This is a genomic window from Arthrobacter sp. sptzw32 (assembly GCF_059089735.1).
In genome coordinates this window covers 368,317-382,165 of record NZ_JBNHEZ010000004.1, presented here as the reverse complement: position 1 = coordinate 382,165, position 13,849 = coordinate 368,317, and the positions used below count along the sequence as shown (strand labels likewise).

Genomic DNA, 13,849 nt, shown 5'->3' with positions numbered 1-13,849 from the left:
GGCAGCGCTAAGTGTCGTAATGGATTCCCAAAACCGCACTTTGCGCTACCTGGCGGGGGCAAGATTGGTTATGGGCACAAACCGGGGCGGGTGGAAGGCGATTGCAGCGACCCTGTTCTCCGTCCTGCTGCTGGCCGCGTCGGCGGGCTGCATTGAGGAACCGCCAGCTCCGGAGCCGGACAAGCCCGCCGCCTTCGCCCTTCTGGAAGATTTCAGCGCCCGCATGCTGGAGGAAGGTGCCCCCGCAGTCCTGATCTCCGTCCGGGACCGGGGCCAGACCTGGACACATGCAGCCGGCGTCCGGAGCCTCGATTCCCGTGAACCTGCCACGGTTGCCGATCCCGTCCACGTAGGCACCGTCACCGAAACCTTCGTTGCAGTCTCCGTGATGAGGCTGGTGGAGGAGGGAAAGCTTGACCTGGAGGCACAGGTCAGCCGCTATCTGCCCGAGTTTGGGACCGTGCTCCACCCGCCCGGGCCGGTCACAGTCCGCCAGCTTCTGACGCACGAATCCGGCCTCCCCGACTTCACCGTCCCCCTCCTGGCCTCCGGACCATGGGAGGAGACAATGAACCGGCCGCTCAGCCTGGAACAGCAACTCGCCCTGGCCGCCACCGTGCCCTGGGACGGCCGGCTGACGCGGATCTTCGACTATTCCCGCTCAAACTACGCAGCCCTCGCGCTGATCGTTGAGCGGCTCCGCGGCCAGCGGATCGGACAGGTCCTGGCTGAGGACCTCGCCGGGACCCTGGGCCTGAAGTCAACCCGGCTGGGCGGGCCGGCGCCCAAGGACATAGTTCATGGTTACGTCACTGTGGAGGGCGCCCGCAGGGACACAACCATGCTGGCCTCCCATACCGGGAGGCCTGCCACTGGAGCCGTGTCCACCGTGGAGGAAGTGTCCCGTTTCTACGCCGCGCTGCTGCAGGGAAGGCTGCTGACGCCGGAAAGCGTGACGGCCATGAAGGGCGGCTACTCCCAGTATTACGGCTTTGCCCTGCGGCGGTGGAACAACACCTGCAACAACCGCTTCTACTACGGCCTACCCGGTGACACGGACGGCTACGGCATGGTGTCCATGACCAGCGAGGACGGCAGCAGGCAGCTCACCATGGCCGTCACCTACCCGCCGGCCCCGCCGACCCTGGAATCCAACCCGCTGATCCTCGAACTGCAGGACGTGGCCCAGGAAGCCATGAACAGTTTGTGCGGGCCGACCTGACCCGCAGCCAGAGCCGCCCATACAGGGTTTACGGACGCTCACTGCGAGCCAGTCGGGCAAGGCATCAGGGTCAGGGCTTAGGCGCCCGGGTTGAGGACCACCTTGATGCAGCCGTCCTCCTTCTTCTGGAACTTTTCGTAGAGCGCCGGTGCGCCTTCCAGCCCCGATCGGTGGGTGACCAGGTCCATGACAGCCAACGGATCGGCGTCGTCCTCCACAAGGGGAAGAAGGTCATCTATCCATCGCTTCACGTTGCACTGCCCCATCCGGAGCTGAATCTGCTTGTCGAACATGGTCAGCAGCGGCATGGGGCTGGCCTGCCCGCCATAGACCCCGCTCAAGGAGACGGTTCCGCCGCGCCGCACCGCGTCGATGGACGCATGCAGGGCAGCGAGCCGGTCCACGCCTGATGTCTCCATCGCCTTCTGGGCCAACTTATCCGGCAGGAGGCCCAGCGCCTGGTGCGCGAAACCCGCCACCGGCGATCCGTGGGCCTCCATACCGACGGCGTCCACCACCGCGTCAGGTCCGCGTCCGCCGGTCATCTCCCGCAACTGGTCTGCGATGTCTTTGGTGTAGTCAAGCGTCTCAATCCCGTGCCGGGCTGCCATGTCACGCCGCTCGGGAACCGGATCAATGCCAATGACGCGCAGGCCGCGCTGGACCCCGATGCGGCCCGAAAACTGTCCCACGGGCCCCAGCCCGAACACTGCCAGTGTTCCGCCGGCGGGGGTGTCGGCGTACTCCACTGCCTGCCATGCGGTGGGAAGGATGTCAGAGAGGAAAAGGTACCGCTCGTCCGGCAACTCGGTGCCCACCTTAACCGGGCCGTAGTCGGCGTGGGGTACGCGCAGGTACTCGGCCTGCCCACCGGGAACGGAACCGTAAAGCTCAGAGTAGCCAAACAGTGCGGCGCCGGAGCCCTTGTCGTTGACCTGGGTGGTTTCGCACTGGGACTGCAGGCCCTGGGCGCACATGTAGCACCGGCCGCAGGAAATGTTGAAGGGAACCACCACCCGGTCCCCCTTGCGGAGGTTGGTGACGGCGCTCCCCACCTCTTCGACGATACCCATCGGTTCATGGCCGATGACGTCGCCCTTGTGCATGTAGGGACCCAGGACTTCGTACAGGTGCAGGTCTGATCCGCAGATCGCGGTGGAGGTAATCCGGACTATGGCATCCGTGGGTTCCTCGATCACCGGGTCAGGTACTTCTGCCACACTCACGGAGCGCTTTCCCTGCCATGTCAGTGCTTTCACAATTCACCTTTCCTGGAAGTTATTCACTGCAGCCGGACTCGCCGCGCATCCTTCGACGCTATCGGCTCCTGCAACAAAAAGTAAGCAGGCTGACTAAAATCCTTGTTGTCACGGCCTGCAGCTTCTAGCGTAGGAAGAGGCAAACTCACAGGACTCACCAGCGAAAGAGGAACAACATGTCGCTTTACCAGCCCGAACCGGTCGAGATCTCCACCCGCATGCGCCCTGGGGAGTGGACGGAGGAAAGCCTGGAACTGCTTGTGGAAAACTACCGCGAGAGGATCGTGGAGATGGGCGCCAGCCCATCCGATGTGGTGACGGATATCGACCGCAGCGACGACGGCGGGGTGCGTGTCGCGGTTTCCTGGGCCAAGCCGGCCAACGCGGGTGACGAGGACACGGTAGCCGGCGGCCAGACTCTCTGACGCGCTGCTCGTCAGGCGTTCGGCGCCAGCGAGAGGAGCCTGCCGATGGCGCTTGTGGCGAGGTTGTCCAGCAGGTCCCGCGGTCCCTCATAAACCTCTACTGCCCCCGCCTCCAGCAGTTCACCGGCGCTGACGCCCCCGCAGGTCACCGCAATAGCCGGCATGCCCAGGGCGCCAGCGGCCTTCATGTCCCACACGGCGTCTCCCACGTACACGGCGTCGGAGGCCTCAACGCCAAGTGCCTCCAACGCCGCCACGAGGATGTCCGGGGATGGCTTGCTTTCCTTGGCGTCGTCGGCGCTGGTGGCTGCATCGATGAAGGCATCCGAATCCAGGTGGGCCTTCATGACCTGCAGATCCTGCTTGCGCGCCGAGGAGGCAAGGGCCACCGCGAGCCCCGCCTCGTGGCATTGCGCCAGCAACTCCTGGACGCCGTCGAAGGTACGAAGGCTCGGCCAGTGCGAGGCGTACAGCGCGGCGTGGCTGGCCATGATGTCAGGATCAAGGGACCGCTCACGGCCTGCCGGCAGGAGGTTGTCCACCAACCGGTCGCCGCCCATTCCCACGTAGTGGTGGATGGAGGCCATCGGAATATCGTAACCGTGCTGTCGGAAGGCGCCCCACCAGGAAATGGTGTGGATGTAGGACGAGTCGATCAGCGTGCCGTCGATATCAAAGAGGATCCCCTGCCGGCGCCGGACGCCAGGGGATCCAGAGTTCTGCGCGGCCATTAACCGACCGCTGCCCGCCTGGCTCCGGGAGTTTTCCTGGCCCGGGCGGCGTCATCCTTGGCCGTGCTTACGGGACGCACGCGCTCCCGGATTACCGTGCCGGCGCCGTCGTGGCTCTTATCCCGGATAAGGCCGGTCCCGGCGATTTCCCGCGCCATTGCCACTCCGGCGACCGCTGCCCTTTTGGTAGGAAAGGTTACCGAGATGGCCATCAGGTTCCCGGTCCCGTCCATCATGCGAATTCTGTAGCCGCCGTCAGGCGCATCCACGAGCTCAAAATACCCGGCCATTTGCAATCACTCCTCCGTCAGTCACGGCAATGTGCTTACTGGGAGCACTCCATGAGGTTTTAGTAAGTATACTTATCTGTTCCGCGAAGGAGAAGTGCCACCCTGAACGCACCGCCTCAGCGCGCCGGCGCCGTTTCCGGCGGGATAGGGGTGTCACTTCGCCGAACCGTATCCTGATGCAGCTCCAAGGCGCTTGTCACAAGCGCGAAGTGACTGAAGGCCTGGGGCGTGTTGCCCAGCTGGCGGCCCGCCCGGACGCCCCATTCCTCACTCAGCAGCCCCACATCGTTGCGCAGGCCCAGGAGGCGCTCGAAGAGTTTCCTCGATTCCTCGTGGCGGCCCGCGCCCAGCAGCGCCTCCACGAGCCAGAAGGAACAGGCGAGGAAGACGCCCTCATCCCCCGGCAGGCCGTCGTCGCTCTCGGCTGGACGGTACCGGAGCACGAACCCGTCCTCGGTCAACTCCCGCTGGATGGCTTCGATGGTTCCGACAACGCGGGGATCGTCAGGCGGCAGGAACCCCACCCGCGGGATCAGGAGCAGGCTTGCGTCAAGCTCCGGGCGCCCATAGGACTGCACAAACGTGTTGCGGCGGGCATCAAATCCGTTGTCCATCACATCCCGGTGAATGGTGTCGCGGAGTGTTTCCCAGCGCTCCACCGGCCCGGGCAGTCCGGACTCGCGGACACCCTTCACCATCCGGTCCGCGGCAACCCACGCCATGACCTTGGAATGGGTGAAATGGCGGCGTGGGCCGCGCATTTCCCACAGCCCGTTATCCGGCTGGTCCCAGATGGTCTCGAGATGCTCCATCAGCGCCACCTGTACATCCCAGGCCTCATCGGAGTGCGCGAGCAGGGAGTTGCGCGTGAGCGCAAGGCAGTCCAGCACCTCCCCCCAAACGTCGAGCTGGAGCTGTTCTGCCGCCCCGTTGCCGATGCGCACCGGGGACGAGTTTTCGTAGCCCTTCAGCCAGGGCAGCTCCATCTCGGGCAGGCGCCGTTCGCCATGGATCCCGTACATGATCTGCAGGTCCGCTGGATCACCGGCCACGGCCCGCAACAGCCAGTCCCGCCAGGCGGCCGCTTCGGCGGTGTAACCGGCGGCCAGCAGAGCCTGGAGCGTCATGGTGGCATCGCGAAGCCAGCAGTAGCGGTAGTCCCAGTTGCGGGGGCCGCCCAGCTGCTCGGGCAGCGAGGTGGTCACTGCCGCCACGATACCGCCGGTGGGGGCGTACGTCAGGGCCTTCAGGGTCACGAGGGACCGGATCACTGCCTCCCGGTATCTGCCCTCGACGGTGCACTGCGAGGCCCAGCCCCGCCAGAACGCATAGGTGGTGCCCAGTACTTCCTCGGCATCGACGGTATGCGGCCGCCCCACGTGGCTGGGCGCCCACGTGAGGACAAAGGGGACCCGTTCCCCTGCATTGACGGTGAAGTCGCTGACGGTGTGCATGTTCTCGCCGTGCAGCGGGGCGGGGGTGACAAAGTAGACGGCATCGGGGCCGGCAATCGCGTGCAGGCCGTATTCGTCCCGCCGCACCCAGGGGATGATGTGGCCATAGTCGAAACGGAGGGTCAGTTCCCCATGCATCCTGACGCTTCCGCTGACGCCTTCGACAATCCGGACAATGTCCGCCACCGAGTCCCGGGGAGGCATGAAGTCGATGACACGTACAGTTCCTTCGGGGGTTTCCCACTCCGTTTCCAGGATGAGGCTCCCGTCCCGGTAGCCCCGGCGCGTGCAAGGGCCCCCGGCGGCAGGCGCCAGGAGCCAGCGGCCGGCGTCGGGCGTGTCCAGCAGTGCGTTGAAGCACGCGGGGGAATCAAACCGGGGAAGGCAGAGCCAGTCGATGGAGCCTTCCTTATTGACCAGCGCCCCGGTGTGGAGGTCGCCGACAACCGCATAATCTTCAATTCGCGCCATGCCCTTACCCTGCCACAGCCGGAGCCTAAGTGGACCGGGTGGAGGGGTGTAGCCTCAAAACAAAGCAGCAGTCACCGGAGGCATTCATGGCAATCCACATCGGCACCTCCGGATGGAGCTACAACCACTGGGAGAACGTCCTTTATCCTCCCAAGCTGCCGGTGAAGGACCGGCTCCAGCACTATGTGGCCCGTTTTCATACCGTTGAACTGAACGCCAGCTTCTACCGCTGGCCCCGGGACACGACGTTTGCCGGCTGGAACCGGCGGTTGCCGCCCGGCTTCAACATGTCCGTCAAGGCTCCCCGGGGCCTGACACACGCCAGGAAACTCTACGAACCCGAGGTGTGGCTCGAGCGCATCACGCGGTGCTGGCACGAGCTGGGCGATAAGCGGGCCGTCCTCCTGGTGCAGCTGCCGCCCGGCATGGAACGGGACGATGCCAGGCTGGACTACTTCCTGGCCGCTGTCCCGGACTGGATCCGCGTCACCGTGGAATTCCGCCACCCCAGCTGGGACTGCCCCGAAGTATTCGCCCTGCTGGAGCGCCACCAGGCTGCCTACTGCATCATGAGCGGCGCCAACCTTCCCTGCCTCCTGCGCACCACAGCGCCCTTCACCTATGTCCGGCTTCACGGACCGGACCACCAGCACCTGTATGCCGGCTCCTATTCCGACGCGGACCTGCAGTGGTGGGCGGACCGGATCAGGGAGTGGTCCGGCCGGGGGCTGGATGTTTACGCGTATTTCAATAACGACGGCGACGGCCACGCCGTGCGGAACGCCGAGACCATGCGGGCGATCCTGGGGGAAGGATGACGTCACACAGGTCCGCGCAGCCCAGCGTTCCCTTCCGCGGGCGCCGCCCTGTGGCAGAGTGGAACCATGGACACGGCTCCGAATAATTCGTCAGAGAAAACAGCGCAGACCAGGCTCCCGGAAGCGCTCTCGGGAAACCAGGTGTTCCGGCTGGCACACCGGATCTCGGACACCGTTAACTCGGTCCGCATCCGGCTGGCCAAGCGCTGGAAGTTTGTCCCCCAAACGATTGCCTACCAGGGTTACGGCTCCACCACCCAGGTCCGCGTCCTGGGACGGGTCCTGCTGACGCAGAAACCGCTGCCCGGGAGCAAAGCGGAGCACGCGGCGCAGAACGGCAACCAGAACGTCCGCGGCTGGCGGGCTTTCACCAGCGTGCCGCTGCAATTCACCGACGTCGAAATCACTATCGGCGACGTTGTCACCCACGTCCGGGCGGACCGGGGCGGGCTGGTTGACACCGAGGTCAACGTCCAGCTTTCACCTGGCTGGCACACCGCCGTCCTTCGGGCGGAGGGAACGGATCCTGTGGAGGCCCGGATCCGGGTCGTCGCACCGGACGTGAAGTTCGGGATCGTTTCGGACATCGATGACACCGTGATGGTGACGGCCCTGCCCCGGCCGTTCCTGGCCCTCTGGAACACCTTCGTCCTCAGCGAGCGGGCGCGCATGGCCACTCCCGGCATGGCTGTCCTGCTGGACCGGCTCACGGTGGAGCACCCCGACGCGCCGGTGATCTACCTGTCCACGGGGCCATGGAATGCCGCCCCCACGCTGGCCCGGTTCCTGACCCGCAACATGTATCCGTCCGGCGCCCTGCTCCTCACGGACTGGGGACTGACGCAGGACCGCTGGTTCCGCAGCGGCCAGGACCACAAGCTCCGCAACCTGGCGCGCCTGGCCAGTGAGTTCCCGGACATGCAGTGGCTCCTGATCGGTGACAACGGCCAGCACGACGAGGCGATTTACTCAGAATTCGCACAGGAGAACCCGAACCGGGTCGCGGCCATCGCCATCCGGCAGCTGTCCGTCAGTGAGTCGGTGTTCGCCGGCGGCCACTCCGAGGACGGGGACCACACCACCTCCCAGGTACCGTGGATCTACTCGCCGGACGGTGCCGGCATGGCCAAGCAGCTCGCCACACTGGACGTCCTCTGACAAGCCGGGCCGGGAACCGCGGCTAACCACGTTTCCCAGCCCATAGCCTGCCGCTGGGGCAACTCCCTAGGCGCTGGCACCCAAAGGCGCCACGCCGTCGTCGGGCGCTTCGGTATCGAGCACCTCCGGATCCAGAACCCCGGCATCAAGGTCCCCGGACACTGCCGCCTGCGCGATGGCAACCTCCGCGGCGAGGGCAAGGTCCCGCTCCTCGATCAGTTCCTGGAACCAAAAGTAGGAGGCCTTGGGCGTACGCTCCAGGGTTTCGCGGTCCACGTGGAGCAGCCCGAAAGGCTGGTTGTAGCCGGCGGACCACTCAAAGTTGTCCATGAGGGACCAGACGTAATAGCCGCGCAGATCGATGGATTCGGCGTCACCGCCCGGAGCAGTGGCCCGCAGCGCTGCCTCCAGGTGGTCCGAGAGGTATTTCAGGCGGCGCTCGTCGGGGATGAACCGCGTATTGGTGGACTTGTCCCGGACGAGGATGTCCTCGAAGCTGGCCCCGCCCTCGGTGAGGATTACCGGCGGCAGGTTTGGATAACGCTCCGCCATCTCCTTCAGGGCCACCGCCATGTACTCGGGCTTTACCGGCCAGCCGTAAGCCGTGATGTCCGCTTCCGGCCAGGTCTCCACATGGAAGGGCGTTCCGCCGCTGCCCGCAGCACTGAGGTCGCTGCCCATCGCCTCGGCCATGCTTGCCGGCACGGCGCCGCCGCCCGGCCCCACAGCCACCTTGGTGGGCATGTAGTAGTTCAGCCCGTAGAAATCAAGCTGCTGGGAGATGAGTTCCATGTCTTCGGGCGGGTGCTCAAAGGAACTGAAGAACTTGGCCGCGCGGATCAGGTCCGGATACTTCCCGGTGAGCACGGGGTCCGCATAAAGCCGGTTCTGCGCCAGATCCATCAGGCCAGCGCTGATGTAGTCCAGCGGGTTAATGGTGTTGGGCACCATGGGCGAGTAGACGTTTGTCATGCCGATTTCGCCGGGAACCTTCGCGGCCCGCAGGGCCTGCACAGCCAGGCCGTGGCCCAGCAGCTGGTGGTGGACGGTGGGGAAGGCATTCAGGACCAGCTCCTTCCCCGGCGAGTGCAGGCCGAGGGAATACCCGTTGGTACTCACGGTGGCGGGCTCGTTGATGGTCACCCACCTCGCCACCCTGTCGCCGAACGCCTCGGCCAGGATGCCGGCGTACTCCCCCAGCCGGTAGGCAGTATCGCGGTTCATCCAGCCCCCTGCCTCGTCCAAGGCCAGGGGTGTGTCCCAGTGGTAGATCGTGGCCATGGGCGAAATTTCGTTGGCGAGGAGTTCGTCAAGGAGCCGGTCGTAGAAGGCCAGGCCGGCCCGGTTGGCAGGGCCGCTGCCGGTGGGCTGGATGCGGGGCCAGGCGAACGAAAACCGGTATGAGTCCACGCCCAGCTGCTTCATGAGCGCCACGTCCTGGGGCATGCGGTGGTAGTGGTCGCAGGCCACCACCGGGCTGTGGTCCTCCACAATGGCACCCGGCTTGGCAGCAAACACATCCCACCCGGCAGGTCCCCGGCCGTCCTCCTCCAGCGCGCCCTCAATCTGGAAGGCGGCAGTGGCTACCCCGAGCGTGAACCCCGGCGGGATGAGGGCCGCGAGGTCCTTGGCGGAAATATGCATTGAGTAAACCCTTACTACGGACAGGACGGTACAAGCGAGGGTCCTTGAACCCGCGCGAGGTCAGGACCATATCCTCGCATGATTCCCAAGCTGCTGGTGAGCGTGCTGCTAGGGTCTGGGAATGGATGAAAAACTGGGGAAGTTCATCGACAATTTTGCTGATTTGGTGCAGCTGGCCCAGGCCCGCACCCATCGGCGCGAGGCCGGAGTGCAGCTGCTGGATACGATAACGGCGCACGTGGGCCGGGCTGCTGAGGACCTCGCCGTGGTGGAGGAACAGATACCGCCGCACAGATTCGTGGATGCAGACATCGTGACGGCGGAAATCGCGGCGCTGGATCCTGAAAGCCGGTTGGTGGGAATCGGCGGCGGCGGCCAGCGGCACCACCAGTCGTTGAGCGACATGCTTCAGCAGTCACAGGCCTTCCCCCAGTTTCCGATTGCCCAGCCCGACTACGTCAACCTGGCCGTAGGGCCGGACTCCCAACGCCAGGCAGTGGCTTTCGGGCTGCGCCTGTTGACGTATGACGGCGGCCGGCTGGCTGTGTTGCAGCGCGCGGCGGATCCGCGCTCCGGCCGGCAGACAGCTGCCCTCGAGGTGGTGGCGGAAAACACTGGAACGGGGGCGGCGTTCCTCGCCGGGTACCGGCGACGGATGGACAGCCAGAGCGTCTTCAAGGGCCAGGTCATTTCCCTGACCATGAGTGAGTTCGGGCCTGGCAGCGGCGGAGTGACCTTCCACCACCGGCCAAACCTGCCGGGGCAGGACGTCATCCTTCCGGCGGGCCTTCTGCAGAAGGTAGCGGGCCACGCCGTCGGTATTGCCGGCCACCGCGAAACCTTGAAGCGCCACGGCCAGCACCTCAAGCGCGGCATTTTGCTCTACGGCCCGCCCGGTACAGGCAAAACGCACACCGTCCGGTACCTTCTTGGACAGAGTCAGGGAACCACTGCCATCCTCCTCAGCGGCGGCTCCCTTGCCCGCATTTCGGAGGCGGCACGGATGGCCCGGGCTTTGCAGCCCTCGATGGTGGTGCTGGAGGACTGCGACCTGATTGCGGAGGACAGGAGTTTCGGCCACGGGCCGCAGCCGCTGCTTTTTGAGGTCCTGGATGCCATGGACGGCCTGGATAACGACGCTGACGTCGCCTTTGTGCTCACCACCAACCGGCCGGACATGCTGGAGCGGGCGCTGGCACAGCGGCCCGGCCGGGTGGACCTGGCCGTGGAGATCCCGTTACCTGCGCCGGGCGAGCGGATTGAGCTGATCCGCCTCTATGGCCGAGGTGCCGGTTTCAGTCCTGACGCCGTGGCTGCCGCCGCCGAACGTACCCGCGGAACCACTGCATCGTTCGCCCGTGAACTGGTGCGCCGGGCAGTCGTTGCTGCAGCCCTCGAGGACGTGCCGGTCTCCGACACCCACCTGGCTGCGGCCACCGAAGAACTTCTGGGCGACGCCGAATCCCTGACCCGGAGCCTGCTGGGCAGCGGTGCCGCCGGCACCGCTTGACCTCACCTACGCCGGGCAAGGGCTTCCGGGACCTCCTGGCCGCCCGGGCACCACTGGCCCAGAGGCTTACTGTTCACCGAATAGGAATTCCTTCGCGTGTGCCACGGCCTTGCGGAAGGCATCGTTCCGGAGTGTAACGAGGTGCTCGGTGTCGCCGTCGGCCGGTTCCAGGTACCCGGTGTAACCGGGCCGCAGGACCCAGATGTCACCGGCGGGGGGAAGATAGAACACACCGAAGGACCGCTGCTGCCTTTCGTCGTTCGTCCAAACCGGCACTACGGCGAGCGCCGCGCCCGTTGCGGGGTTGATCCACTGGGCTCGGGGTAGGGGTTCCTCGTGGGCTTCCGGATCCAGAAACGGCGCGGTGCCTTTGCCCCACCGCTGCTCAAAGCGCTCGTGGAACACCGGCATCAGGTGTGAATCGTAGCGGCGCCAGTCACTCATACAGTTCTCTGCCTCCTCAAGGTGGTGCTCCCGGGGACGGTCCCGGACAGCTTCGACGTCGAAACGCAAGGGGCGCCGGGCACCTAGGCCCAGGGGCCGCTTTCCCAGCGCACGGGGGTGACACGAATAGCATCCCCGTGCGAGCCGGCCGGGTCCCGGACCTTGCGGACCGGGATGTCGGTACCGGTCCGGGACGCCGGTGCTGTACGGGCTGCCGGCCCTGCCGCGGCTTCACGGTCATACGCCGCCCGCCGGGCAGGATCGTGGAGGACCGCAAAGGCCTGCATGATCCGCAACAGTTCCGCCTCAGGCGGCGGTGTGCCTCCACCTGGGTCAGTCCTCTGCCCGCCGTGCTGCACACCCTGCTGCCCGGCTGCGGCAGCCCGGCCCCCCTCCATGTCCGGATGGTGGCTGCGCATCAGGGCCCGGTAGGCGCGCGAAATCTGCTGCTGGGTGGCGTCCCGCGGGACGTGCAGCGCGGCGTAGTAGTCCGGGGTTTTGCTCATGTCACTCTTCCGGTCAGCTGCTGTGCCGGACGCGCGGCGCAGGGCGGCCAAGGCAACCCTGCGCCGACGCCACCACCTGCTTTAGGTTCCGATCTGCTGCATCTGGCCCTGCTGCGTCTCAATCTCGATCTTGCGGGGCTTGGCCTTTTCCGCCACGGGGATACGCAGGGTCAGGACGCCGTTGTCGTAGCTGGCCTTGATGTTGTCCGTGTTCAAGGTGTCGCCCAGGATCAGCTGCCGGCTGAAGACGCCGCGGGGACGCTCGGAAGCCACCAGCTCTACATTGGGCTGGGTGGGGTCCTGCCGTTCCGCCCGGACCGTAAGGACGTTGCGTTCAACGTTCAGGTCCAGTGAATCGAGCTTGACGTCCGGTAGATCAAAGGCCACCACGAACTCACCGTCTTCCTGCCAGGCATCCATGGGCATGGCGGCCGGGCGGGCGGCGGTTCCCAGGACCTGCTGCGTGAGCCGGTCCAGCTCACGGAACGGATCGGTGCGCATCAACATCATTTCCCACTCCTTCAGCTTGTTAGATGTTGGATCGGTGCGGTATCCAACTCCATGATCTATGGTGTTGGATATAGATTTTTTATAGCACCCGTGGGACACTGAGGCAAGACTCATCAAAGTTTTTTGGAGAACTGATGGCGGAGCAGAAAGCAGGGCGGGACCCAGTGCCCGCAAAGGGACGTGCCCTCTATGCCATTTCAGTTGCGGCGAAACTGGCAGGCACGGGCCAGCAGAACATCCGTCTCTATGAGACGCGCGGGCTGCTGACGCCGTCGCGCACTTCCGGCGGCACGCGGCAGTACAGCGACGCGGACATTGCGGTGCTGCTGCGGATCGGGGAACTCCTGGAACAGGGACTGAACCTCGCCGGAGTGGCAAAGGTCCTGGAACTGGAGGAAGCCAACATCAAGCTTCACCGGGCGCTCAAGCGTGCCCGGTCCCGGCCGCCTGCCTGACAAAGCCCAGGAGCCTGCAGCCGGGGCAAGACAAAGCGCCGCCGGGCCCACATGCCTGCCGGCCGCGCCACCTCAGTCGCGCGGCGCATCCGCCTTCGACAGTTCGCCGGTAATCCGCTCGCCCGGAATCCGCGCTGTCCGCCAGGTATCGAGGGCAATAACGCCACCCAAAATGACCAGGGACAGCGAAAGTGACGCCAGGGCATCGCTGAGCCAGTGGTATCCCAGGTACAGCCGGCTCAGCGCTGCGAGCACAATGCCAATCCCTGCGCCAACAAACCCCAATAAGGCAGCCCGCCGGTTACTGCGCCGGGAGTAGATCAAAAAGGCACCCACCAGCAGGAAGTCGCATGCTCCCAGGACGTGCCCGGACGGGAACGAGAAGGTGCGGTCAATGCCAAAAAGCATTTGATCCACGGGGGGTCGGGACCGCCTCACAATATGGAGGATGATCTGCGAAATGATCACGCCGGTAAGCATTGCGGCGGCCAGCAGCATTGGGCGCCAGGCATGCTTCGCAGAGAATCCCCAAGCCACAACCACCACCAGCACGATGATGGGGAGGGCAATGGGCCCGAAGACCACCGCCAGGACGATCATTGCGACGGTAAGGGCTTCGGACCTCAGCCCGAGCAGCCAGTCCCGGGCGGGACCGTCGGCTGCGGACAGGCCATCGGCCTGCAGGACGCTGACCAGGGTGGTAATGAAGAGCGCCACCCCCACCACGGCGAGGATGGCGGCTGCGCGGTACAGGCCGCGCCGGTCCTCCGGCTCCAGATAACGCTCCTCCACTACGAACTTGTCGTGGAAGGCCCGCCATTTGCCGGCGCTCTTTCCAATAGCTCCGGATCCTGCTGATCCCTGGTGTCCTGTCATGCCCATCCCTAGGTGAGAAATGCTTAGGGTGAAGATTATCCCGTCTGCCCTGCTTTGATCAGTAGCCGGATCAGTA

At 65.3% G+C, this 13,849-nt stretch carries 15 protein-coding genes; 6 read left to right on the top strand and 9 right to left on the bottom strand.

All coding sequences use genetic code 11. The annotated features are described in order from the left end of the window. Positions 1–70: 70 nt before the first annotated feature. Complete coding sequence (locus tag AC5RVN_RS10730) at positions 71–1,222, top strand: serine hydrolase domain-containing protein (RefSeq protein ID WP_494137904.1); 1,152 nt, start codon at positions 71–73, stop codon at positions 1,220–1,222. Positions 1,223–1,299: 77 nt separating this feature from the next. Here the strand turns inward: AC5RVN_RS10730 and AC5RVN_RS10725 are convergent, their stop codons facing one another. Continuing rightward, positions 1,300–2,481 (bottom strand): zinc-dependent alcohol dehydrogenase, encoded by a 1,182-nt coding sequence (locus tag AC5RVN_RS10725; RefSeq protein WP_494137903.1) that lies wholly within the window; start codon positions 2,479–2,481, stop codon positions 1,300–1,302. A 176-nt stretch (positions 2,482–2,657) separates the two neighbouring features. Here AC5RVN_RS10725 and AC5RVN_RS10720 point away from each other — a divergent pair, with 176 nt between their 5' ends. Beyond that, on the top strand, positions 2,658–2,906 hold the full coding sequence (locus AC5RVN_RS10720; protein WP_494041407.1) for a hypothetical protein: 249 nt from the start codon (positions 2,658–2,660) through the stop codon (positions 2,904–2,906). An 11-nt stretch (positions 2,907–2,917) separates the two neighbouring features. Here the strand turns inward: AC5RVN_RS10720 and AC5RVN_RS10715 are convergent, their stop codons facing one another. From AC5RVN_RS10715 to AC5RVN_RS10705, 3 genes are all read right to left on the bottom strand, one after another. Further along, positions 2,918–3,637: an HAD family hydrolase gene (locus tag AC5RVN_RS10715; protein ID WP_494137902.1), complete on the bottom strand. Its 720-nt coding sequence runs from the start codon at positions 3,635–3,637 to the stop codon at positions 2,918–2,920. Beyond that, positions 3,637–3,927, bottom strand: a complete 291-nt coding sequence (locus tag AC5RVN_RS10710; RefSeq protein ID WP_494105138.1) for a hypothetical protein — start codon at positions 3,925–3,927, stop codon at positions 3,637–3,639. Before AC5RVN_RS10710 ends, AC5RVN_RS10715 begins: the two co-directional genes overlap by 1 nt. Before the next feature lie 116 nt (positions 3,928–4,043). Further along, positions 4,044–5,852: a glycoside hydrolase family 15 protein gene (locus AC5RVN_RS10705; protein ID WP_494137901.1), complete on the bottom strand. Its 1,809-nt coding sequence runs from the start codon at positions 5,850–5,852 to the stop codon at positions 4,044–4,046. An 86-nt stretch (positions 5,853–5,938) separates the two neighbouring features. Between AC5RVN_RS10705 and AC5RVN_RS10700 the strand changes: the two genes are divergently transcribed. Both AC5RVN_RS10700 and AC5RVN_RS10695 read left to right on the top strand, forming a co-directional pair. Beyond that, positions 5,939–6,670 (top strand): DUF72 domain-containing protein, encoded by a 732-nt coding sequence (locus tag AC5RVN_RS10700; protein WP_494137900.1) that lies wholly within the window; start codon positions 5,939–5,941, stop codon positions 6,668–6,670. A gap of 66 nt (positions 6,671–6,736) precedes the next feature. Continuing rightward, positions 6,737–7,828 carry an App1 family protein phosphatidate phosphatase gene (locus AC5RVN_RS10695; RefSeq protein WP_494137899.1) on the top strand — a complete coding sequence of 364 codons (1,092 nt, stop codon included), beginning with the start codon at positions 6,737–6,739 and terminating at the stop codon, positions 7,826–7,828. 66 nt (positions 7,829–7,894) lie between these two features. Here the strand turns inward: AC5RVN_RS10695 and AC5RVN_RS10690 are convergent, their stop codons facing one another. After that, positions 7,895–9,472, bottom strand: a complete 1,578-nt coding sequence (locus AC5RVN_RS10690) for a glycoside hydrolase family 1 protein (RefSeq protein ID WP_494137898.1) — start codon at positions 9,470–9,472, stop codon at positions 7,895–7,897. A gap of 121 nt (positions 9,473–9,593) precedes the next feature. Between AC5RVN_RS10690 and AC5RVN_RS10685 the strand changes: the two genes are divergently transcribed. Continuing rightward, entirely contained in the window at positions 9,594–10,982 is a 1,389-nt protein-coding gene (locus AC5RVN_RS10685) for an AAA family ATPase (protein WP_494137897.1), read from the top strand. A gap of 66 nt (positions 10,983–11,048) precedes the next feature. Here AC5RVN_RS10685 and AC5RVN_RS10680 read toward each other — a convergent pair whose 3' ends face one another. The 3 genes from AC5RVN_RS10680 to AC5RVN_RS10670 form a co-directional block, all read right to left on the bottom strand. Then, positions 11,049–11,426 carry a hypothetical protein gene (locus tag AC5RVN_RS10680; protein ID WP_494041399.1) on the bottom strand — a complete coding sequence of 126 codons (378 nt, stop codon included), beginning with the start codon at positions 11,424–11,426 and terminating at the stop codon, positions 11,049–11,051. A gap of 83 nt (positions 11,427–11,509) precedes the next feature. Next, complete coding sequence (locus AC5RVN_RS10675) at positions 11,510–11,932, bottom strand: J domain-containing protein (RefSeq protein WP_494137896.1); 423 nt, start codon at positions 11,930–11,932, stop codon at positions 11,510–11,512. Between the two features lie 81 nt (positions 11,933–12,013). Then, entirely contained in the window at positions 12,014–12,439 is a 426-nt protein-coding gene (locus AC5RVN_RS10670) for an Hsp20/alpha crystallin family protein (RefSeq protein ID WP_494137925.1), read from the bottom strand. A gap of 137 nt (positions 12,440–12,576) precedes the next feature. Between AC5RVN_RS10670 and AC5RVN_RS10665 the strand changes: the two genes are divergently transcribed. Further along, positions 12,577–12,897: a MerR family transcriptional regulator gene (locus AC5RVN_RS10665; RefSeq protein WP_494041397.1), complete on the top strand. Its 321-nt coding sequence runs from the start codon at positions 12,577–12,579 to the stop codon at positions 12,895–12,897. A 72-nt stretch (positions 12,898–12,969) separates the two neighbouring features. On the opposite strand, the gene AC5RVN_RS10660 is transcribed toward AC5RVN_RS10665, so the two are convergent. After that, positions 12,970–13,773 carry a phosphatase PAP2 family protein gene (locus tag AC5RVN_RS10660; RefSeq protein WP_494137895.1) on the bottom strand — a complete coding sequence of 268 codons (804 nt, stop codon included), beginning with the start codon at positions 13,771–13,773 and terminating at the stop codon, positions 12,970–12,972. Positions 13,774–13,849: the final 76 nt, after the last annotated feature.